The sequence below is a fragment of the Microcoleus sp. S13_C3 genome (assembly GCF_036700905.1).
GTDB lineage: Bacteria > Cyanobacteriota > Cyanobacteriia > Cyanobacteriales > Microcoleaceae > Microcoleus.
Map to the genome: position 1 here is coordinate 1 of NZ_JAUBPT010000124.1, position 23,030 is coordinate 23,030.

The following is a 23,030-nucleotide window of genomic DNA, read 5'->3' on the forward strand; positions in this document are numbered from 1 at the left end:
AGAAAACCGACGGCACGGTGGTTGAAACTATAAATGTTACCTCCACAAATGTCACCGTTAGCGGCAGTACAGTCACAGTTAATCCCACGGCAGATTTAGCGCAAGGTACTGGTTATTACGTTGAAATTGCGGCCGGTGCAATTAAAGACTTAGCTGGTAATAATTATGCCGGTATTACAGGCGCAACTGCTTGGAATTTCACCACGGCTGACACCACACCACCTACTGTCACCCTAGCTTCAACCGCTGCGACACCCGTAAACGCACCCTTCAATGTCACCGCCACTTTCAACGAAAGTGTTACTGGGTTTATTGACAGCGATATCAGCGTCACCAACGGTAAAGTTAGTGGATTTACCGGGACTGGCAGCAACTACAATTTCACTGTCACCCCAACCAACGGCACGGTAACAGTCAACGTTCCCGCTGGCAGCGCCACTGATGCAGCCGGTAACAACAATATTGCTGCTACACCTTTAACCTACAACGTCAAGAATAGCTTTTCTGTTTGGAGCGAAATAGATACTTACCTAAAAAATAATGGTATTAATGTATCCGAGCCAGTAAAGAAAGTCTTAGAAGGTGTGGTAAATGCCATCAAGCCGTTGACAGTTGGGATTCAGAATGGTGAAATTACAGCTACTTACAATGCTAGTGGGAATCTAAATGATGTACTGACAGCTCTAGTAATTCCTATCGATAACCCGAGTACAATATTAAGTGGCAATATCACAAATCCTAGCTTAAAAATTATTGATCCGAAGGCGTTGTCTCCTACTTATAACTTGTCAGGAAATATCGGCAGTAATCCTGTAAATTTTGCGTATCAAAAGGGCAAAGCTGTTACTGCTAGTTACCAGGGGAGTCTTTCTCTAGTTGACCTGCTGAAGAGTATTGGCGTGAGCGCGACTGATGGAAGTTCGATATTAACTGGTTCTATCACAGAACCCAGCTTAACAATTGATACCAGTAAGTCTTCTCCTACTTATAACTTGTCAGGAAATATCGGCAGTAATACTGTAAATTTTGCGTATCAAAAGGGCAAAGCTGTTACTGCTAGTTACCAGGGGAGTCTTTCTCTAGTTAACCTGCTGGAGAGTATTGGCGTGAGCGAAACTCAGAGAAGTTCGATATTAACTGGCTCTATCACAAAACCCAGCTTAACAATTGATACCAGTCAGCCTTCTCCTGCTTATAAATTTTCGGGAGACATCGGCGGAGAAAAAGTTACTTTTGCCTATCAAAAGGGTAAAGCTGTTGAAGTCAGTTACCAGGGAGAATTTTCTCTAGATAACCTGCTAACTAAGGTGGGATTTAGCAGTGGGATAGAGAGTAAAATTTTAACTGGTTCGGTCAAAGATCCCAGCATAAAAATTGATACCAGCAAGCTTAATACAGTTTATACTTTCTCTGGAAACGTTAGCGGACAAGACATCACATTTAGTGTTGATAAAGACTCCATTAAACTCGGTTATCCCAAGAATGGCTCTTTACAAGACATCGTTAAACTAATTCCCGTTGATGCCATTAAAACTATTGCGGAGAAAATCACCCCGCCTCTGAGTAGTCCGAGTTTAACCATTGACAAGTCTAATGGCTCTAATAAATACACAGCTTCTGGTAAGTTGGATTTTGCTAATGATGCTGGCGGGAATAATTTCTTTGATTTCATCTATACAAAGCTGGGAATTAAGGATGTAACCCTAAATGCTGAAGTAAATCCACCGACAGGAGCGAGTATAGTAGCCAAATTAGGGACTAATATCACCCTATTTGACAAGGATCCATTCAGTGCAACCCTTAATAATTTAAACCTGAGTGGGGGGCTAGCTAGTTTTGGAATTGGCGGAAATCTAATTCTTAAAGGCTACGATCCTTTTCAAGCAAATGAACCTGACTTAACGCTTCTGGGAAATATTAAGTTAGATCCAACCTCTCTCACAGGGGAGTTTGCTCTTGATGCACAGAGTAGCTGGAAGAATCCCTTTGGCATACCGGATGCAAAAATTAACAGTTTAGGTGTTCAGTTGGGTGGGACTTATGTATCACCATTTGTTGATAGTGTTGCATTCCGGGGAAATCTAGAATTTGGTGATTTAGCTCTGGATACTGCCTTCTCAATCGATATTACCAATCTTGATAGATTTGCTTTGGAATTAACTGCGAAGCAACCAGTCAGCTTGGCTACCCTTTGGGCTGGTGGGCCAATTGGCTCTTATGCCCTTAAGCAATTGGGTAAGAAAAGCGAGTTTTTCCAAAAAGCCGAAACTTTTTTGAAGGATACTTTAAATGTAAAGATTGTATCTATCGATGGATCTGATGCAGATACAGAAATCGATCCACTCGTCAAGATGGTACCTTTCCCCACAACAATTGCTGGGAAGACATTAACACAAGGTCTTGGGATTAATGGCGAAATAACAGCTTGGGGACAAAAAGCCAAGCTCAATCTTAACGCTAATCCCTACGATACAAGTAATCCAAGTTTAGAGGGGTCTTTCCAGCTTTCTGCAATTGACTGGGGTTTTTTAAAGTTGACAGGAGTAAAAGGTGGCAGCGATCCTTTGAAATTAGCAATCAAGGTATCTCCCACTGAACAATATCTTAGAGCAGACGGGAAACTTGTACTTTTTGGGGCTGAAGTTGCTAAAGCAAACGTTGAGTTTACTCCCACTAGCGCCAAAGTCAAAGATTTTGTTTTGAATTTAGGAGCTGTAGCCCTAGATATTAACGATTTTTCAGTTGATATTGACAAGCAGACGGCCAGTGGATCGGGTTCGGTGAAGATTTTTGGGCGAGAAGTTGCCGGAGCCAAAATTAATGCGGATAGAAATGGGCTAAAAGTTCAAGGAAATCTTGACTTATTCGGAGTCTTATCAATCGAGAACGCAATAATTGATATTAAAAGTCCCACCGATATCAAAATCGGAGGGACAGCTAAAATCTTGGGTCAAAATTTAGGCAGTGCCGACATCAGCCTACAGAATGGCCAGCTAACAGTTAAAGGTCGAATAGGCTACGATCTCAAGCTCGTTGGCAATGTTCAGGCAGACCTTGAGATTACCTCAGATGGTACACCTGGTGGTTCCAAGGTAAAGGTAGGTTATGAGGCTGGGCCGCTCAAAGGTGACTTTACCGTGTCACTAGCTCCGCTCACAAGTATCGAAAATTTGTTGGACCAGGTGATGGGCGGTGCCCTGGGTGCAGTAACTGAGGCTGTAAATAAAGCCATTGATGCTGTCGCTAATGGAATTAATAGTGTTACATCAGGTGTACTCGATACCTTTACTAAAATAGGTGACTTTTTTGAAGGTGCGTTTAACAAACTTCTTGGCAGCATTTTTGGCGGCCCGTCGGATGGTCCTAATAACGAATGGCTGGGTGACGGAAATAACAAATATGACGCTATCGGGGGTGATGACTATATTCGAGGTCAGGGTGGAGATGACCATCTCATCTTGGGGTCGGGGAATGACACAGGAGAAGGTTGGTCGGGCAATGACCGAATCGAAGGTCAGGATGGCAATGATAGGCTGAACGGCGACGAAGGAAATGACCTGTTAGCAGGTGGTAGGGGCAGCGACACTCTCAAAGGTGCGGATGGTGACGATCTTCTCCAGGGTCAACAAGATGACGATTGGCTGGAGGGCCATAATGGCAACGACAAACTCGAAGGCAATGAAGGCAGAGACACACTTGTTGGGGGTTCGGGTTCTGACTTCCTTTATGGTAATGCTGACGATGATCTCCTGTACGGTTATGAGGGTGCGGACTTGCTTGATGGTGGCGATGGTAATGACACCCTAAATGCTGACCAGGATGATGACCGTGTTTTTGGTCAGAATGGCAATGATTTGATGAAAGGTCAGGATGGCAATGACGAACTGCACGGCTATCAGGGTAATGACACCATTGAGGGCGGAAATGGCAAGGACGTTCTCTTTGGTCAGGGAGATAACGACTTCCTCCAAGGTGGAGATGGGGATGATGTTCTCTATGGCGAAGACAACGGAAAAACGGGAGGAAACTACGACGGTAGCAACGACAAAGACACACTCGAAGGTGGAAATGGTAAGGATACTCTCTTCGGCGGTTTGAGTGACGATTTGCTCCTTGGTGGGAATGATGATGACATTCTTAGCGGTGAAGCTGGCAATGACATCCTCAAAGGAGAAGCAGGAAACGATTTCCTCGACGGTGGTGGCGGCAACGACTCTCTAAACGGCGGGAGCGATAATGATACGCTCTTTGGTCGAGCGGGCAAAGACTTCCTTGAGGGCAATGGTGGCAAGGACTACCTTTATGGGGGTGAGGGCGACGATAAGCTCTACAGTCACGACGGCGATGACATCCTTAAAGGAGAGGGCGGCAATGATTTTCTCGCCGCTTGGACTGGTAACGATCTCCTCGATGGTGGAGACGGTAACGACTCTCTCTATGGTGAAGCAGATAACGATACCCTCTCTGGCGGAAATGGCAGTAATATCCTTGATGGAGGTGACGGTAACGATGTTGCCGACTACAGATTTGCTAGTGGTCCAGTTGAAGCTAGGTTAACCACTGGCAAAGCCCTGTTCTCTGGCAACTTAGATAACTTCATTTCGATTGAAAATATCATTGGTTCGGCTAATAACGACACACTGGTTGGTAATGCTGAAAATAATACTCTGTCTGGTCAATCTGGGAATGATGGCCTCTACGGTGAGATTGGCAACGATCTTCTCAGGGGTGATGAAGGTAATGACGAACTTCACGGATGGGAGGGCAATGACACCCTGGAAGGCGGAACTGGCAACGATACTCTCTACGGTCAACAGGGCGATGACTCTATCCAAGGTGGAGATGGCAATGACGCTCTTTATGGCGAAGGTAACGGATCGCCCTCTGGTACAAGTAGCAAAGATACCCTAAGCGGTGGTGCTGGGGATGACTCTCTCTTCGGTGGCGTTGGCGATGATTACCTAGATTCTGGGGAGGGCAGCGATACTATTGACGGAGGAGATGGCAACGATATCTTGCTCTTGACCGGTAAGAAAGAGGACTATAAGTTTACCGAGACAGCTACAGCAGTATGGCGAATTGTTGCTCCGAATGGCGATGTCAAAATCGTGACCGGAGTTGAGAATTTTGAGTATCGGCAATCTAATACAGATTTTGACCTCACATCAGTATTCGATCGCGATGTGATTGTCAACCGCGCGGGAGAAGTCACAGACAGCACACAAGCTCCACTGAGTACCGGGAATGAAACGCTACTCACTCAGTCCTTTGCAACGTTTAAAAACGGTGCGAATGGCAACGGTTTGCCTGACAACGGCTTTTTCCCAGCGAATAAGTACCATCCCGACGTTCAACTAGGCTACAACAACACCAATAACGGCAACAACGCCAAAGTTCTTACTAACTTGACACCCTTTAAGTTTGCAGTTACGCCCAACCAGTATTCAGAAATCCACCTGTTCGCTACCAGTACAAATGGCAAGGCTGGGATGTGGGTGACTTTTAACTATAGCGATGGCACATCCGTAGTCAAGATTGCCACTGTTCCCGACTGGTTTGATGAAATTACCGAAACATCGTCCGATTACTATCTGATCGACGGTATGGATCGGAGCAATGATACAACTGGAACAGCTTATACCGATGTCAACGATCCCGCCATATTCGGGTTCAAGTTCAATCCCAACCCAGCCAAAACGCTGCAAAGCATTAGCGTCTTTAAAACAAGCGATACCACCGCTAATTATCTGGGAGTGTTCGGAGCCACAGGTGTTTTAGTCAGCGCCACAAAGCAAACACTTAACACAGACACAGTAAGGACATACTACAAGAGTCGTGTCATAGACGGTTACATTGGTAGCGGTAAGGTGTTCTTCGATGCCAACTTAAACGGGATGTTGGATGAGGATGAACCCTTTACGATTACCAGGGCAGATGGCAGTATCGATCTGAATGTGGAAGTCGAAAAGTTTGATACCAACCAAAATGGTGAACTCGACTATACCGAAGGCCAGTTTGTTCTCATGGGAGGGATGGACATCCTTAGCGGGGTGGATGCTGCAACGGGTTTGCCGATGGCTACGCCACTGACTTCGACTCTGGAGTCAACGGTTGTGACACCTTTAACGACGGCGATCGCCTCTATGGTGCAGCAAGGCCTTGACCCAGCAACAGCGGAAACTCAGGTGAAAGCAGCATTAGGACTGCCCGCAGGAGTTGATTTAGGTAGCTACGACCCCTTAGAGGCGATCGCCAAAGGGGACGCGAATGGTGTATCGGTATTCGGCTCGATGATTCTGGTGCAAAACACGATCGTCCAGATAGCGAAATTCATCAAGGGGGTTTCGGAAACAGAAGTTGCTCAACTCGCATTTAGTGGTATCGGGGCGATCGCCAATCAACTCAAGGGTGGCGCTGCTGTAGATTTAGGGAAAACAGAAACAATCTTGGCTATCCTTCAAGCAGCCATTACCAAAGCAGCACAGTCTGACCCCAAAATCAACCCGACACAACTGGCTGCGAGTGCGGCTGCTGCGGCTCAAATCATGGCTTTGGGCAATCAAATGGTCAAGGATCTCGTCGCTAGCGGTCGCCCCATCAAAGATATCGCTCTTGACATCACCAAATTGCAGGCGGTGTCTGTAGGTCAAATTGCTGTCGGTTTGTCCGATTTGGCTGCGGGAACTGTGACTGTTGAACAGTTCCTTGCTAACAACACCAAAGAGGCGATTCTGGCTCGGCTCGAGAAGGTGAAGGTAAATGACCCCACTGTTCGCCCCGTTGTCGAGACGATCGATGGTAATAGCCCGATCGATCCAGAGGAACCTACCTCTGGCGAAATCGGCACCGAAACCGGCAGCGAAACCCCAACACCGATCGCTCCCACCCCACCGATCGCTCCCACCCCACCGATCGCTCTGACCCCATCAGTAACAGCCTCGGAAACACCCACACCATCGGAAACAGCCTCGGAAACACCAACACCATCGGAAACAGCAACTCCCACGCCAACAACTAATAACCTCTCAGACGATGAGTGCATCTGCGACAAAATTACCTATCCCAACTTAAACCGACCGAACTCGGTTGAAAACACCATACTCGGCACAGCCGGAATTCAGATAGGCACTGCCCAAAACGATGAATTACTAGGTAGCGATGCTGCCAACATATTCGAGGGCAAATCCGGGGATGACAACCTATACGGTGGTGCCGATAATGACATTATTAATGGCAACCAAGGCAATGACTTCATCGCCGGAGGCAAAGATGAAGATACTCTCTACGGAGATGAAGGAAGCGACATCATTCTTGGCGAGTCGGGCAACGATTTAATCTTCGGAGGCAAAGGCAATGACTTCTTACATGGCCGCGAAGGTATTGACATCATTTATGGCAACAAAGATGATGACTTCATCGATGGTGGTAAGGATAATGACACCTTATATGGAGGCAAAGGTAACGACATAATTCTTGGTAGTCAAGGTGATGACAATCTGTTTGGACAACAGGGTTCGGATACCATCTGCGGCGGTGAAGGTAATGACTTAATCAACGGTGACGAAGGAGCAGATATCCTGGGAGGGTGTGCCGGAAATGATACTCTTTTCGGAGGCGCAGACAACGATACTCTCACAGGTGGCAAAGGCAACGATATCCTTTACGGAGGCATGGGAAATGATAGTTTGATTGGCGGTAGCGGCAACGATATCTTTGCCTTAACAACTGGTCAAGGATTTGATATTATCGCTGATTTTACTCTGGGTCAAGATTTGATTGGATTAAGCGGTGGCTTGAGTTTTGGTCAGTTAGAAATAACTCAAAATACTCAGGGAACTCTTATTAAGAATCTCTTGACAGGGGAGCAGTTAGGTGTGATGGTTGGAGTGAGTGCCAATGCCATAACATCTGCTAATTTCATGCTGGTTTAGGAAAGGAAGGAAAAGTGCGATCGCCCTTAATACCAATTTTATATGAGGTTGCATAGAATCTGATCCCCCCTAACCCCCCTTATTAAGGGGGAGTAGGGGGTGGACAAGAGTTTGGTCAGAGTCAACCCCTACTCCCCTTATTAAGGGGGATTTAGGGGGAGCGAAATATATGCAACTTCACATTAAATTGGTATAAGTAAAAAAAGGGCGATCGCACTTAACCCAAATCAACATTTATCTGCGTTCATCGGCGTCAATCCGCCGCCATCTGCGGTTAAAATTTCATACCTACTATTACGGCAATTTCACTTCTGTCTCCTGACTGATAACTACTGGCGGCGACAAAGTAGGCTCAGGTTCTGCCACATTCAACTGACCGCCACAACAACGCAACTCGTAAAGTTTTGCATTAATTTGATACTCATATTGACTCAATAGCCTTGCATAAATATAGCCAGCTTTTCCATCCAAAAAGCCGAGCTGAATAAAATAAAATAAAATAAATCTGAGCATTGGTTTAAAAGGCAGCCACACCCAAACTTTTTTGAGAAAGCGTTTCCGCTGCACTGCATCTCCAAATAAGTGAGCGCCAATAGTGCCGCTGTCGTCGCGCCCTTCAATAATATTGTAATAAACGCGAGCTTCCCAATTGGAATAGCGGTTGTGCCGTTCTATCCAGTGAAATAAATCGCGGTAATCCTCGTGGATCATGTCATTTTTTAAGTAGCCGACTTGACCGGCTAAAATTACGTGTTCGTGAACTTCGTTGTCGCCAGTATTGGGGACGGATTCAGTGCCGAGGTTTTCGTAACGTCCTTTTTGATGCTTGAACAAACGCAAATTCCAGTCGGGATATCGGCCGCCATAACGCAGCCACTGACCTAAAAAGAAGACTTTGCGGTTGAGGTAGTAGCCGTCAAAATTGGGGTCTTCGATCGCCTGCGCGATTTCGTCCCAAAGTTCCGGCGGAATGCGCTCGTCGCAATCGACAATTAATACCCATTCGTTGCGAAAGGGCAGATTGTCCAAAGACCAATTTTTCTTTTTGGGCCAGCGGTTGTCGAAGTAAAACTGCACTACTTTTGCGCCGGTGCTGATGGCAATTTCTACCGTGCGATCGCTGCTTTGGGAATCAACCATGAAAACTTCATCCGCCCTAGCAATGCTGGCCAGACACGCTGGTAGATTAAGTTCTTCGTCTTTTGCCGGAATGAGAACTGAAACCGGAATCTTGGATGAACTAGATGTCATAATCGAGTGCTTGAACCTAAATGCGGTCGAGTTTTGGTGGATGAAATGCGATCGGCACAGCAGGGCCGACGACTTGAGCAGCGAGGGATATTGCCTATAGCCTAATGCCTAGTGGTCGATTTCGGTGCAAAAATCAGGCCGCGGATGGCTGCGCTCAAATAACCGATTTGACCCCAGGCAAAAACGAAATTTTCAAAGCGCAGCCCTGGATCTCTAATATATTTAAAAGCCTTCCAGACACCCCTCAATATTCTTTCACCCCCCCGCCCAAGCTGAGCAATACCGGCTCGATCGGACAATTGTTCGCGATAACACTCGCTGATGCCTTGCCACCACCCGCGCTCTAGAAACCAAGCTTTGTTGAGCCTTTCTGTCGCGACATGGTGAAGCACCAGGGCCTCCGGTAGATAAACTACTTGCCAGCCTAACTCTAAAGCTAATTCTGTGGCTCGCAACTCTTCATTTGACAGCAACTTTTTGCCAACTCTACCGAGTTTGACATCGAAGCCGCCAATTTGTTCGAGAAAAGCGCGCCGGATTGAGTAGTTTACTCCCCTGGGAGTCAAACCGGCAGCAGTCACGTATAGGTAAGTATCGCCTAAATCGTATGATCCCAAGTTCTGGGCCAATCCCGGTGACAGCCATTCGGGCGGGCTGACTCCCGAAGGCCAGAGCAAATTTACTTTGCCACCAGCTACGGCGAGTTTTTGATTGCTTTGATAAGCCGCGTGCAGCACCCTGAGCCAATTCGGCTCAGCAATAGCGTCGTCGTCTAGATAAGCTAATATTTCACTGCAAGCTTGCTTAGCGCCGGTGTTCCGGGCTACTGACAGACCGATTTCGGGTTCCCAGACGTACTTGAGGCGCCGATCGCCCTGTCTTGTTTCTACCACCTCGCGGGTGCGCGAAGTCGAACTTTCGGGGCTTGCATAATCGCTAGAAGCGTTATCCACTACTACTACTTCAAAGTTGTCGGGAAAATCCTGTACCAGCAAGCTGTCGATCGCCCCACCTAAATAGGCGGCGCGATTGTGGGTGCAAATAATCGCTGATATCTGAGGACGATCTGGCATAAATAACAGCTTGGGAAATACGGGGGTTCTCGATCGACTTACTCTGATATTGTCTCATCAATGCTATTATCGCTTAAAAAGCATTTGGTAGTTTGCCGTTTAAATCATAATTGGTAATGCGTAATGGGTAATGGGTAATGCGTAATGGGTAATGGGTAATTGGTTATTGGTTATTGGTTATTGGTTATTGGTAATGGATAATTGTGTTTAATCCTTGGTATGCGACTGCTGACTAATGACTAATGACTAATGACTAATGACTAATGACTAATGACTAATGACTAATGACTAACTCAGAACGCACCACATCGAGACAATTAATCTTAGTAACTGGGCCGGCCCGAAGCGGCAAAAGTGAATGGGCCGAAACTCTGGCGGCGGGTTCTGGGAAACAAGTAATCTATGTGGCTACTGGTCAGGTTGATGAAGCAGATTTGGAGTGGGTTCGTCGCCTCGATCGGCACCGAAATCGCCGTCCAGTTGATTGGGCAACTCTAGAAGTGCCGATCGAATTATCGGCCGTTTTGCGAGCAAGCAAGCCGTCAGATTGCTTGTTGATTGATTCCCTGGGAACTTGGACGGCAAATCTTTTGGAAGAAGAAGCTGCTGTTTGGGCGACTACGCAGCAAGATTTGCTAGCCTGTTTGAAGTCGGCGGCGGCTGATGTAATTTTGGTAGGGGAAGAAACCGGATGGGGTGTTGTGCCTGCTTATCCGGCGGGGCGGCTGTTTCGCGATCGCCTCGGCACTCTCGTGCGCCACATCGGGGCGATCGCCGATACTGTTTATCTCGCCACCGGAGGTTACGCCTTGGATCTAAGAGCTCTGGGTACCCCGCTGCCACCGATCGCGAAAAATTAACAGCCGGAGTCGCGATCGACAAGGGAGAAAAAATATCGGTTTCCCGATGGACAGTTTTAACTAAAAATCAGGTAGAATTTTAATTAAGATAGAAAATTCAAGACTCACATAAATTAGTCAAAAAACATACTCAGTAGGGGGACAGCTCAACAATTTGACTGACATGAGGAATAGCCAAATTTTGAAATTATGTAAAAGATAAAATGTCTCTTAAGAAAGAGTAGTAATTTCCAATTAAAAGTCTAAAATAATCAATTAGTTGAAGGGTTGACTAAAAGTTATGGCATCAGATAGTGAAGTAAGAAAATATATTGCTTACTGGTTTCAGTTAGGCAAAAAAGTATTAATTCGCAACGGTTCCGAAGCGCTGCAGCCCAAATTGGTAAATGGGGGCGATCGCTACAGCCAGGAATTTGAAGACTGCTGGCAAAAAATCATCTCCCGCGACAGCGGAGACTGTTACCTCGAAGGCACAAACGAAACAATTGCCCAACTGCTGACGCCAGCTTGGGAAATCAGTCCCTGCGCGCGCTGCGCTATGCCCGTAGTGTTCAAACAAACCGGAATGCCCCCGGAGTTCTGTCCCTGTCACGACTTACCGAACTGGCCCGATACCGAAATGCCCCAACCTCGATCGCCCGTCAGCAGCCAATCGCAACTATCAGGCCTTCGCGATCGACTCCAAAGATCCAGTGGCGAGTAAGTATATAAGAAGGAAGAAGGGTCTTCTTCCTTAAATTGTTACAATATATTTACAATGCTTCACACTAGGTCTGATTTATGAATGTCAAGACAGTATCGCCAGCCTCCCCGCCAACTTATGTAAATTCAGGGACTCAGGCTGTACTCGGCAATCTCCAAGATGCAAATACAATTCCCCTGCAAGCAGTACCAGTATCACTAGAGACGGAACTCGTAACGGACGATCGGCTCAAATCAGCCAGAGACATAGCTTTCGAGTTAGCCGGAGATGCTGTTCGGTACGATCCAGTGGCGATCGCAGCCCTGTACCGAAATCGCCCCCTACAAGTCTGGGGAAGGCTGTCGAGCGTTGTTTGGACATTTTTTAGCTTTGCCTTCAGTGTGTGGTTCGACGGCAAAACAGGTCGTACCGCCACCAACGAAAAGCGTCGCGCCGTCCGACTGCGAGAAATTCTCGGCCAACTCGGCCCAGCTTTCATCAAAATCGGGCAAGCACTTTCAACACGCCCCGACTTAGTACCGCCAGTATATTTAGAAGAACTAACCACGCTGCAAGACCAATTGCCAGCATTTCCGAACGAAGTAGCATATCAATTCATCCAAGAAGAATTGGGAGCCCACCCCAAAGACATCTACGCAGAAATCAGCCCAGATCCGATCGCCGCAGCATCTCTCGGACAAGTCTACAAAGGCAAACTCAAAACCGGAGAAACAGTCGCAATCAAAGTGCAGCGACCGGGTTTAGCCGAAAACATCGGCTTAGATATCTACATCCTGCGGCGTCTTGCAGTTTGGGCACAAAACAACTTCAAAATAATTCGCAGTGACCTCGCCAGCATTATGGACGAGTTGGGCGAGCGCATTTACGAAGAAATGGACTACACCCACGAAGGTCAAAATGCCGAACGGTTTGCCCAACTCTACGGCCACATCAAAGACATTTATGTTCCCAGCATCTACTGGGAATATACCCGCCGCCGCGTCTTAACAATGGAGTGGATCACCGGCATCAAACTTACGAATTTAGAGGCCGTTAAAGCTCAAGGAATCGATGCTCCTTACTTAATTGAAGTGGGGGTGCAATGCTCTCTCCGACAACTTCTCGAACACGGTTTCTTTCACGCCGACCCGCATCCCGGCAATCTTTTGGCAACTCCTGATGGTCAATTAGCTTATCTCGATTTCGGGATGATGAGCGAAGTTAAACCTTATCAGCGATACGGCTTGTTGGAAGCGGTGGTGCATTTGGTGAACCGCGACTTTGAAGGTTTGGCAAAAGATTATGTCAAGTTAGAGTTTTTAACGCCAGACACCGATTTGACGCCAATTATTCCAGCTTTGGCCGGCGTGTTTAACAATGCTTTGGGTGCTAGCGTTGCCGAACTCAATTTCAAAAGCATTACTGACGAACTTTCGGCGGTAATGTACGAATATCCTTTCCGGGTTCCAGCTTACTATGCTTTGATTATTCGATCGCTCGTTACGTTAGAAGGGATTGCCATTAATGTCGATCCAGAATTCAAAGTGTTGAGCAAAGCTTATCCTTACGTTGCAAAACGGCTGTTGAGCGACCCCGCACCGGAATTGAGAGCATCCCTGCAAGATTTGCTGTTCAAACAAGGCGAATTCCGCTGGAACCGCTTAGAAAACTTGCTCAACAATGCCCGCGAGAGCGAGGATTACGATGTCAGCAAAATCTTGAACCAAGCATTAGAGTATTTATTTTCCGAAAGAGGAGATTTCATTCGCGATCGTATTGTCCTCGAATTAGTCAAAAGTCTCGACACACTTTCCAGCAATGCTTTTGCTAACGCCAAAGCAGTCGTCGGCGAATGGTTTGGAGTCAAGGCAAATCAACCTGTGGTTTCACAAACAGAAAAAAACAATCTAGAACACATCAAACGGATTTGGGATATTTTGCAATCAACTCCGGGTTTTGACGGGACTAAAGTATTGCAGCTACTTCCGCAGTTGTTGGTGAAACCCGAAGTGCAGAATATGGGGCAGAAAGTAGTCGGCGGTTTAGCTCAAAGAGCCGTTGCTAGGGTAATTCGCGAGTTTTTGCTTTCCCAGGAACCGGATGCGATTCCCGTGAATGGAAGCTATGCTAAAACTTCGCCTCAGTTGTCTTTACCTGCGGCGAAGTAGTTATATCATGTCAGGTGAATTGACCATAATTCCTGTAGGGGCGGGTTCACCAATATCTACAATAGAAACGAGAAATTCTGTAAACCCGCCCCGGCTTTTGAGCGTGGTCGATCGATCATGATATTAAATTGGGAGATTGGGATTTTTTGACCGCAGATATTAGCAGATAAACGCAGATGAACGCAGATGAAATGTCGTCTGCGTTCTTTTAATTAAGCTTGAATCCTTTAGCGGCTAATTGCTGGCGGAGACTCTGAATCATTACGCGATCGAGAGTATTTTCCCCACTATTGTTACTAGATTGGCGCTGTTGTTCAATATATGCTGTACGCTTTTGAGATAAGTCGCGGATTGTCTTTTTAATCGCTTCTCTTTCGGTTTTCTTTCCAGCTACATATGCTCTTTTTTCTGTTAGCGTCATCCCTCGCATGATTTCTGGTAAATTATCATCTGATATTGCCTCTAGTTTAACTGTTCCGTTTTCGAGAGCATCCAGCAAGTCCCAAGAAGCATTATCATAGTATTCAGAAGCTTTGGAGGCACTACGCGAAGCAAAACTTGTGCCAGAATTACTATCTTCAACAGCCTGACGTTGTTGTCCGATTCTTCCTTCTCTACCGTAGGGAATGTAGGTTTGATTAAGTTTAGTATTCCAAGTAGAAATTTCGTCGTCGTAAGGAGACTTAATTACCACAATTTGTTGGTTTTGATTAATGTTGAAGCTACTGCCTTTTGCTAACTCTGCTCCTGATACCCAAAGTTGTCGCTCCTGACTTTCTGCTGAACCACAGTAGATTGTATTAACGAGAGTATCTCCTTTAACCGCGAGATTGACCGACTGATTCCAAACTATTGGGCCTTGATCGAATGGTTCATTACCCGCAATAAAAATCACGCGAAAATCTTCCTGATTTTTACTCCAGTTTAATTCTTGCATTGCCGAACGAATTACCCAGCCAGCATATTCTTGACCGCCGTTGGTTTTGATACTAAATAGCTTTTCGGAAACTAAATCTAATTCAGGAGTAAACCCAGTTAATAATCTCACAAAACCTTCGGAGGAAGGTAAGCTGTCATTACCATAATGGTAGAGAGCAACTTCTAACTCTGGCACTTCGCCATCTTTGGTTACTTTAGTTAAAAAATTAACAATTTGCCAAAGTTGAGTACGAGTCTGGTCAATCAATCCATCCATACTATTACTGGAATCTAAAAGGATGGCTATCTGAATTTTTGCTTTGGCGAAAGCTGCTGTGGGAGAACATAAGATACTTAGGGTTAAAGCTGTAGTGAATAAAATTCGAGTTAGTTTCTGCATGAAATTTTCTGATTTGTTAATAGTCAGGACTGACGCACTCAATGGCTGTGTGGCAAGGGTTTGAGCTTCTTCGCAACCCAGAGCGAATGACAGCATTACGTTTTCCCAATTATAGTCATTCCAAAATAGATTTAATGACTGATGTCAAGTAACTTGTAACAAGATTTTACATTTGTGATTAATTCCAGTCATGGACGCAAAAAAGCCGATTTATCCCAAAAATCGTGGATTGATTCGAGATCTATTGACGTATAAACCTGGTTTTTTGCTCGGTGTGCATCCAGAACTGACTTAAAGAAAAATATCCACAAACAAAAACCAGGTTTATTCCATAAACCTGGTTTTTATGTATTCGATAGATGTCCACTTATCTAGGATTAATCAGAGCTAGGAATGACAATCCTCTCCTTATAGCTTCGCTCGCGCGTACTTCGTCATTTCCCTTCTTACTGATCGGGGTGAGCTCGGTAGTTTTATGCAAAACTCTCCAGTTTTTTTGGTCGAGTTTGGCAAAGACTGGGTGAAAGTACGGAATAACGGGTGTTTTCGGGATTTAAGGGCGATCGAATCACGCGCTTCCCCACATTCCGGCAGGGAATGAATTCCCCGCCTCATAGCCAAAGTCCTCTGAAAGAGGACTGGTAAATTCTTCAGTCGGCGACCGACGACTTTCGCTTTGAGGCTCTTGTTTCAACCCCTGCCGGAGTTCGGGATTGCGAGATAGCCGGATTGCGCGATCGATCTGGTTGTGAACACCAAAGATCGATCGCCCCTAAAGCCTTTTTGTTCTTCCTATTTACTTATCGGGGTGAGCTCGGTAGTTTTATGCAAAACTCTCCTGTTTTTTTGGTCGAGTTTGGCAAAGACGGCGTGGAAGTACGGAACCACGGGTGTTTTCGCGATTTAAGGGCGATGTTACGCACTGGTGGTCAGAAACCGGGTTTTTCGCAGAATACTTCGTTACAAACCTGCATAAATCGCAAAAACCCGGTTTATGCAGGTTTTGATGCGTCTTAACAAAAATTCACATCTAATTCAACTGCCCAATCCACCGCACAGCAAGACTTTCAACAATCCTCTGAAAAAATTTTCTGAATTTCGCATAAATTCCCCCAACTCACCCTGATAAGTAAATGTAGGAAAAAAGTTGCGGCCGCACTTAACTATGACTGATAAATCCAACCCCTCCGAGGGAGAAGACCACTTATCCGACGAATCCGATGCTGTTGGGTGCTCAGTAAAATCGGAAAAGTTCGATCGAGATCCCGCACACCAGCAAATCGTCGAACTCGTCACCAAAGCTTGCCAGCAGCCCCCCGGCAGTATCAGGCGAAGTCGTTTCTTGAATCAACTAATTCGAGAGATTCTCAAATCCGGCAAACTCAGGAAACCAAAAACACCTTACTATGAAGAGGCATTGCAAGAAACCTGGATCTATCTCAATCGAAATTTATGTGAAGCTACCACAGCAAAACGACCTTACGATCCAGAAGAAAGCCTGATTACTACTTGGTTAAATAGCTATCTCGAAAGGCGGCTTTTTGATTGTCGTCTGGCCCCAATAAAAGAAAGTGACACACCAAACCGCCGTCGAATAGCGTCCTCAGAAGGAAAACAAGACGAAGAAACTATCAATCCCATTGACTATCTCGCCGCCGATTATGATGTAACTTTCTATTTGGACGAACTTCTCGCATGGATAGAAACCGATCCCAATAACGAGTTGAAAAGCAGACACGTTAGAGGAAAACCGCAGATAAATTGTCAAGTTTTATTGCAGCGCAAGTGTTTGTACGGTCAAAGTTTTCCAGAACTCGCCAAAGAGTTTGGCTGCGCGCATTCTACTTTATATCAATTGTTCAACAATGACTGCCGTTATCTGCTGCAAAAATTTTGCGAAGACCAAGGATATCAAACTTTAAATATACCAGGAGTGTACCAGAACAATGAACCATAACAACCTTTGGGAAATCGAATATTTGCCGATGCCAATTACTCAGAAGGCACTGCAAGTTGCTCAGCAGTTTGCCACCCAACAGCGCCACCCGCAAAGGCACGAGCAAGTTTATCTCAATACTTTGGCAGTGCTGGCAGTTCGCGATTATCTAAAAATTATCGATATTGAAACGGATTTGACTGAATGCGATAGTTGGAATCCCGTAACTCGCCTGTTTGCAGATGCGGGAGATTTGTATGTTAAAGGATTGGGAAAAATCGAGTGCCGTCCAATTAACAATCGGCATCAAAATCCAGAAAAAGGCAACCAGAATTCATCGGCCCATCCGCCTGAGATTTGCCCGGTGCCGGTGGAAGCAAGGGCAGAACGCATTGGCTATATTGCTGTAGAAATTGATGAGGAGGAAAAGGAAGCGAGATTGCTTGGTTTTTCTCCAAATGCGGATGCGGGGGAATTAGTATTGAGCGAATTGCATTCCCTGGATGATTTCTTAGAGCACCTCGAACATTTGTTGGAATCTAAAATTAACCTCAGTCAGTGGTTTATGAATGTATTTACGGCTGATTGGCAGCCTTTTGAAGCAGTATTTAACCAGCAGGCACAAACTTCTCCTGTTGAGATTGAAAATCCGGTTGAATCTAATTTAGGCAATTGGTGGCAAAATTTTGTAGACAGATGTTTGCAGCAATTGGATCGAGGTAAACAAAATTTAAAAAACCTGATTTCTCCTGACGAAACCCCCAGTTTTGCATTACGAGGAGGTGGAAATTCGAGAGAAGAATCTGCGTTACACGGCAGTCAAAGTAGCATCAATAGGTTTCCCGAAGCCGATGTCACGCGGGCTAAGTTGATTGACTTGGGAATGCGGCTGGGAAGGACAACGGTGGCTTTGTTGGTGGCGATTGCTGAAGAGAGCGATCGCACTGTCAGAGTTCACGTTCAACTGCATCCGGCGATCGGAGAACGTTACCTGCCCCAGAATATTAAACTTTCCTTAATCTCCGACATCGGTAAAAATCTAACCGAGTCACAATCAAGGATTCAGGAGAGGTACATTTTGCTGAAGGATATTGAGGTAGATCGAGACGAGAGTTTTAGTATTCGAGTAGCTTTAGATGATTTCAGCGTCACAGAAAATTTTGTGGTATGATATCTCGATTAACTCTATTCGCGTCTAATTTATGAGCTTAAGATTTATCTTGGGTTTAGGGATTGGGGATTTACACAAGGGTTTTCCCGACATCACAGGGGAGTTTCAAGAAAACCAAACAACTGTTCATAAATTTAAAGGAAGTTTGCCACCAGCCCCGGAAGTTGATGATCTGCAAAAAAGATGGCAACTTATTTGTCGTGCGGGAAAATCTAGCAACATCCTTTCTAGAATTAAAGTTAAGGCTACAGGGACAACCAATATTTCTGAAGATAATCCTCAATTGATCTATCAATATTTGAATGAATCTATGAGGCTGTGGCTGAGTAGTGAGGAATTTTATGCGGGAATTGAGCATAATTTTAGAAATGTAGTTGATGCGTTTGGTGGTCGAGATCAGTGCTTTGAAGTATTTCTCGAAATCAAAGATTCGGAAAATTGGCATCTGCCTTGGGATGCGTGGAAATTTCGCGAAGATTACAAAAACTGTGAAATAATTAAAAGTCCCTCCCAGTATAGAAAAGCTCTCAAAAAGGCAACTACCGGCGGAATGCCTCTGCCTTCGCGAGGTAGAATTTTATGTGTCTCCGGTAATAGTGAGGGACTAGATCTGAAACAAGATGAGAAAAGTCTTCAAAGGTCTTTGGGCGATCGCTGCGAGTTACAATTTATTCAACAACCAACCCCTCAACAGTTGCGAGATCATCTTTCACAGGATGAAAAAAACTGGCAAATTTTGTATTACGGCGGACATAGCGATAGCAATTCTGTCAATGGATGGCTCCATATCAATCAAGCAAATTGCGATAATAATGTCACAATAGACTATTTAAAAGAGGGCTTAGAAAAATCAATTTTTCAAGGATTGGAGTTGCTAATTTTAAACTCGTGTTCGAGCCTCCAATTGGCAGCAGATTTAGTAGCGGGAGGATTGCCTTTACCGTCAATGATTGTGATGCGTGCGCCGATACCAGATAAAATTGCTCACGATTTTGTTAAGTCTTTATTCGGATATTTAAGCAAAGAATATCCTTTGTTTTTAGCAGTACGAAAAGCTAAGGATTATTTACAGAAGTGGGAATCTGAGTTTCCCGGTGCGAGTGCGATACCAGTGCTCTGTCAGCAGCCAACTTTTGAGGGGTTGACTTTACTGCAATTAAAGCACGCGCGGCGCAGCTATCCCGTCGGGAATCGCCTGCTTGTGTCTGTGGCAGATGTTTTGGGTGATACTGGGGGCGATCGCCGAAACAACGATATCTCTATTTTTATTTCTAATTTGATGCAGCGCCTGGGAATCGGTTTAGCTACTACCGCTAGCAGTTATATGTTAATGGGCCCGATACTTGCCCCAGTTGCTAATCAAATTGGCATGGAAAACCACCGTCAAAATAAACCTTTAATTGCGAAAACATTCTACAAATTAGCAAGTTTAATTAACCTAAATTATGCACAGCCTTACTATAATTTAGCTATGTTGTGCGACGAATTGAATGACGATAGAGGTGCGTTAGAGGCAATGCAAAATGCTGTATTGCGAGGACTTCCTGATGCTTCTGCTCAAATATCTAAATTATTCATTCGCAAGGATAAACATCAAGCAGCTTTAAAAGCGATCAACCTTTGTTTAGAGCACGCTAAACACGACGGAGTAAAAGCTGCTTGTATCAAAAATCGCGGCTGGATACGGTTCAAAGAACAGCAGTATGACGATGCCGAAATAGATTTTCAAACAGCAATTGGATTGAAAGAGAATAGCCCGGAAGCTCAGTGTTTTTTAGCACAGGTTCTGGAAACTAAAGGTAAGCCCCATGAAGCGTTAGAACACTGGAAAAAAACGATTAAATATTCTAAATCTAGCGTACCAGAACAAGATAAATGTATCCAAACTGCCAAACAACATTTACGAATAAAAGGAAATATAAGATGAAAATCAGGATTGCAGTTTTTATAGCTTTAAGCTCGATCGCAACTACCGCCCTAGCAGCGAGTAATAGAATATCCAACGGACTGATTATCCATAGTAGCGGGGAAGTTGCGATCGATCGCCAAGACGGCCGAATTGTCCGCCCTACCAGCGGTACGCCGCTTTATCCGGGAGACAAATTGCGAACCGCACAAAACGCCCAACTGACGATCCAATGTGCAGATTGGGGAATTAAGTCGATCGCACCGGGTGAAAATCAATTGAATAGCTGTTTGTTAGCCAAAGAAGAGTCGAAATCTGATTGCAGCACCGACTTGGTTAAATGTCCCGATCGCGGCGACGATAAAATTGCTTGGAATAGCGCGCCAATTCCTTATATAATCAGTCCGCGGCGGACGAAATTGCTCGACAGCAAGCCAATTTTGCGGTGGAATCCGGTTGCGGGTGCGACTAGCTATAAGTTGAGCCTCCGCGAAAATGGAGCGAAATTAAACTGGGAAATGACTGTTAGCGGTACTGAGGCTGTGTATCCGGGGGAACCAGCGCTGAAACCGGGTGTTAGGTACCGATTGATTGTCGAGGCGAATACGGGCGCTTCTTCTGAAAGTGCTGTGGGAGAAGGAGATACAGAGTTTAGCTTGCTGGATGAGAAGCAGGTTCAGGCTGTTAAGGATGCGGTTGGGGCGATCGACAAACAAGTACCTAACGAAAACGCCAAAAAATTAGCAATTTCTAGCATTTATCTTAACACAAACTTGATAGCCGAAGCAAGAGAAATTTTAGAAAATTTACAAGAAACTGGCATGGAAACACCGCCCATTTATCGCACGTTGGGCGATTTGTATCTAGAAAAGCTACAACTGGTTCCCCAGGCTGAAGTCTACTATTCCAAGGTGATTAATACGGCGAAACCTGACGATATTGAGGAGTTGACAGCCGCTCGATACGGATTGGGGCAAGTTCATTCAGCGATGAGAAATAATCTGGAAGCTATGAAATATTTGCGAATGGCAAAAGATGGATATACAACTTTGGGAGATTTGCCAATGGTGGAAAAGGTAGATAAGCAATTGCGAGATTTGCAAAGGAGGGAACAGAGGAAATAGTAAATTGCTGATGAATCTACGCTCGCAATAACCAAAATTCGTAGGGGCGGGTTCGCGAGGGATTTTGTCACCCACAAATAATCTTTATAAACCCGCCCGCACCCAACCAATAACCCCAAACAACATCAATTCGTAGGGGCGGGTTCGCGAGGGATTTTGTCACCCACAAATAATCTTTATAAACCCGCCCGCACCCAACTAATAACCCCAAATAACATCAATTTATATGGTTAAATTCAATGAATTATTAATATTTGGGTGGGGTGGGGGCGGGTTTTTACGATCCGTCGTTGGGTGTCATATATTTCGGTGAACCCGCCCCTACAGGATTGTGATATTATAATCTATTGGTAGATGAATCTACGCTCGCAATAACCAAAATTCGTAGGGGCGGGTTCGCGACTAATTTTGTCACCCCCAAACAATTTTAATAAACCCGCCCCCCCCAACAAATAACCCCAAACAACATCCCCGCCAACGGGTTAAATTCAATGAATTATTAATATTTGGGTGGGGTGGGGGCGGGTTTTTACGATTCGTCGTTGGGTGTCATATATTTCGGTGAACCCGCCCCTACAGGATTGTGATATTATGTATTGTTGGATGAATCTACGCTCGCAATAACCAAAATTCGTAGGGGCGGGTTCGCGAGGGATTTTGTCACCCACAAATAATCTGTAAAAACCCGCCCCTACCCAACCAATAACCCCAAATAACATCAATTTATATGGTTAAATTCAATTAATTATTAATATTTGGGTGGGGTGGGGGCGGGTTTTTACGATTCGTCGTTGGGTGTCATATATTTCGGTGAACCCGCCCCTACAGGATTGTGATATAATATTCGATATTGTATTGATTACAAAAAAAATATGAAATACAATCCCGATATCCATCATCGCCGTTCTATTCGTCTACCAGGATATGATTATAGCCAACCGGGTGCATATTTTGTGACAATTTGTATCTGGCAACGTCAGTGTTTATTAGGTGACATTAAAGATGGAAATATGCTCTTAAGCTGTTACGGTCAAGTGGTTAACTTTAATTGGTTTAATCTCAAGACAGTATATCCTCATATTGAATTAGATTTTTTTGTCATTATGCCGAATCATATTCATGGAATTATCCTCATAAAAAATCGGGATAAACGTCACGGCTTATCGGAAATTGTGAGAGGCTTTAAAACATTTTCTTCCCGTCGGATAAATCAACTGCGTGGTGTTTCAGGAATCCAGCTATGGCAAAGGGGTTATTACGAACATATTATTCGCGATGAGACAACGTTTGCAAAAATTCAGGAATATATTATCAACAATCCGTATAAATGGGAAACCGATGAAATGCACCCATCTAAAAAATTTTACAATTCCAATAAAATTAATATTAAATTAGATAACAAAAATGTATTGTTGATGAATCTACGCTCGCAATAACCAAAATTCGTAGGGGCGGGTTCGCGACTAATTTTGTCACCCAAAAACAATCTTTATAAACCCGCCCCAAACCAACCAATAACCCCAAATAACCAAAATTCGTAGGGGCGGGTTCGCGACTAATTTTGTCACCCAAAAACAATTTTAATAAACCCGCCCCCACCCAACCAACAA

The 23,030-nt window shown here is 45.0% G+C and carries 13 protein-coding genes; 10 read left to right on the forward strand and 3 right to left on the reverse strand.

The window, feature by feature from the left end:
- Nucleotides 1-17 precede the first annotated feature (17 nt).
- Nucleotides 18-7,931, forward strand: a complete 7,914-nt coding sequence (locus tag QUA16_RS26635; protein ID WP_333107234.1) for an Ig-like domain-containing protein — start codon at nucleotides 18-20, stop codon at nucleotides 7,929-7,931.
- A 294-nt stretch (nucleotides 7,932-8,225) separates the two neighbouring features.
- Here the strand turns inward: QUA16_RS26635 and QUA16_RS26640 are convergent, their stop codons facing one another.
- Entirely contained in the window at nucleotides 8,226-9,182 is a 957-nt protein-coding gene (locus QUA16_RS26640; protein ID WP_333107235.1) for a glycosyltransferase family 2 protein, read from the reverse strand.
- Nucleotides 9,183-9,283: 101 nt separating this feature from the next.
- Nucleotides 9,284-10,255, reverse strand: coding sequence for a glycosyltransferase family 2 protein (locus QUA16_RS26645; protein ID WP_333107236.1), 972 nt, complete (start codon nucleotides 10,253-10,255; stop codon nucleotides 9,284-9,286).
- 284 nt (nucleotides 10,256-10,539) lie between these two features.
- Between QUA16_RS26645 and cobU the strand changes: the two genes are divergently transcribed.
- From cobU to QUA16_RS26660, 3 genes are all read left to right on the forward strand, one after another.
- Entirely contained in the window at nucleotides 10,540-11,115 is a 576-nt protein-coding gene (gene cobU, locus QUA16_RS26650; RefSeq protein ID WP_333107238.1) for a bifunctional adenosylcobinamide kinase/adenosylcobinamide-phosphate guanylyltransferase, read from the forward strand.
- A 280-nt stretch (nucleotides 11,116-11,395) separates the two neighbouring features.
- Complete coding sequence (locus QUA16_RS26655) at nucleotides 11,396-11,818, forward strand: hypothetical protein (protein WP_333107239.1); 423 nt, start codon at nucleotides 11,396-11,398, stop codon at nucleotides 11,816-11,818.
- A 77-nt stretch (nucleotides 11,819-11,895) separates the two neighbouring features.
- Nucleotides 11,896-13,965, forward strand: a complete 2,070-nt coding sequence (locus tag QUA16_RS26660; RefSeq protein WP_333107241.1) for an AarF/ABC1/UbiB kinase family protein — start codon at nucleotides 11,896-11,898, stop codon at nucleotides 13,963-13,965.
- Between the two features lie 208 nt (nucleotides 13,966-14,173).
- Here the strand turns inward: QUA16_RS26660 and QUA16_RS26665 are convergent, their stop codons facing one another.
- Nucleotides 14,174-15,379 carry a hypothetical protein gene (locus QUA16_RS26665; protein ID WP_333107242.1) on the reverse strand — a complete coding sequence of 402 codons (1,206 nt, stop codon included), beginning with the start codon at nucleotides 15,377-15,379 and terminating at the stop codon, nucleotides 14,174-14,176.
- Nucleotides 15,380-16,108: 729 nt separating this feature from the next.
- On the opposite strand from QUA16_RS26665, the gene QUA16_RS26670 reads away from it, so the two are divergent.
- The 6 genes from QUA16_RS26670 to QUA16_RS26695 all read left to right on the forward strand — a co-directional run bounded on the left by QUA16_RS26670 (nucleotide 16,109) and on the right by QUA16_RS26695 (nucleotide 22,856).
- Nucleotides 16,109-16,300 (forward strand): hypothetical protein, encoded by a 192-nt coding sequence (locus QUA16_RS26670; protein ID WP_333107243.1) that lies wholly within the window; start codon nucleotides 16,109-16,111, stop codon nucleotides 16,298-16,300.
- Nucleotides 16,301-16,448: 148 nt separating this feature from the next.
- Nucleotides 16,449-17,240, forward strand: a complete 792-nt coding sequence (locus QUA16_RS26675) for a sigma-70 family RNA polymerase sigma factor (protein WP_333107245.1) — start codon at nucleotides 16,449-16,451, stop codon at nucleotides 17,238-17,240.
- Nucleotides 17,230-18,390, forward strand: coding sequence for a DUF1822 family protein (locus QUA16_RS26680; RefSeq protein WP_333107246.1), 1,161 nt, complete (start codon nucleotides 17,230-17,232; stop codon nucleotides 18,388-18,390). The genes QUA16_RS26675 and QUA16_RS26680 overlap by 11 nt, the downstream gene beginning before the upstream one ends.
- Nucleotides 18,391-18,421: 31 nt before the next feature.
- Nucleotides 18,422-20,317 (forward strand): CHAT domain-containing protein, encoded by a 1,896-nt coding sequence (locus QUA16_RS26685; protein WP_333107247.1) that lies wholly within the window; start codon nucleotides 18,422-18,424, stop codon nucleotides 20,315-20,317.
- A complete protein-coding gene (locus QUA16_RS26690; RefSeq protein ID WP_333107248.1) occupies nucleotides 20,314-21,420 on the forward strand; it encodes a hypothetical protein in 1,107 nt (368 codons plus the stop codon). Before QUA16_RS26685 ends, QUA16_RS26690 begins: the two co-directional genes overlap by 4 nt.
- Nucleotides 21,421-22,292: 872 nt before the next feature.
- Complete coding sequence (locus tag QUA16_RS26695; protein ID WP_333107249.1) at nucleotides 22,293-22,856, forward strand: REP-associated tyrosine transposase; 564 nt, start codon at nucleotides 22,293-22,295, stop codon at nucleotides 22,854-22,856.
- Nucleotides 22,857-23,030 lie beyond the last annotated feature (174 nt).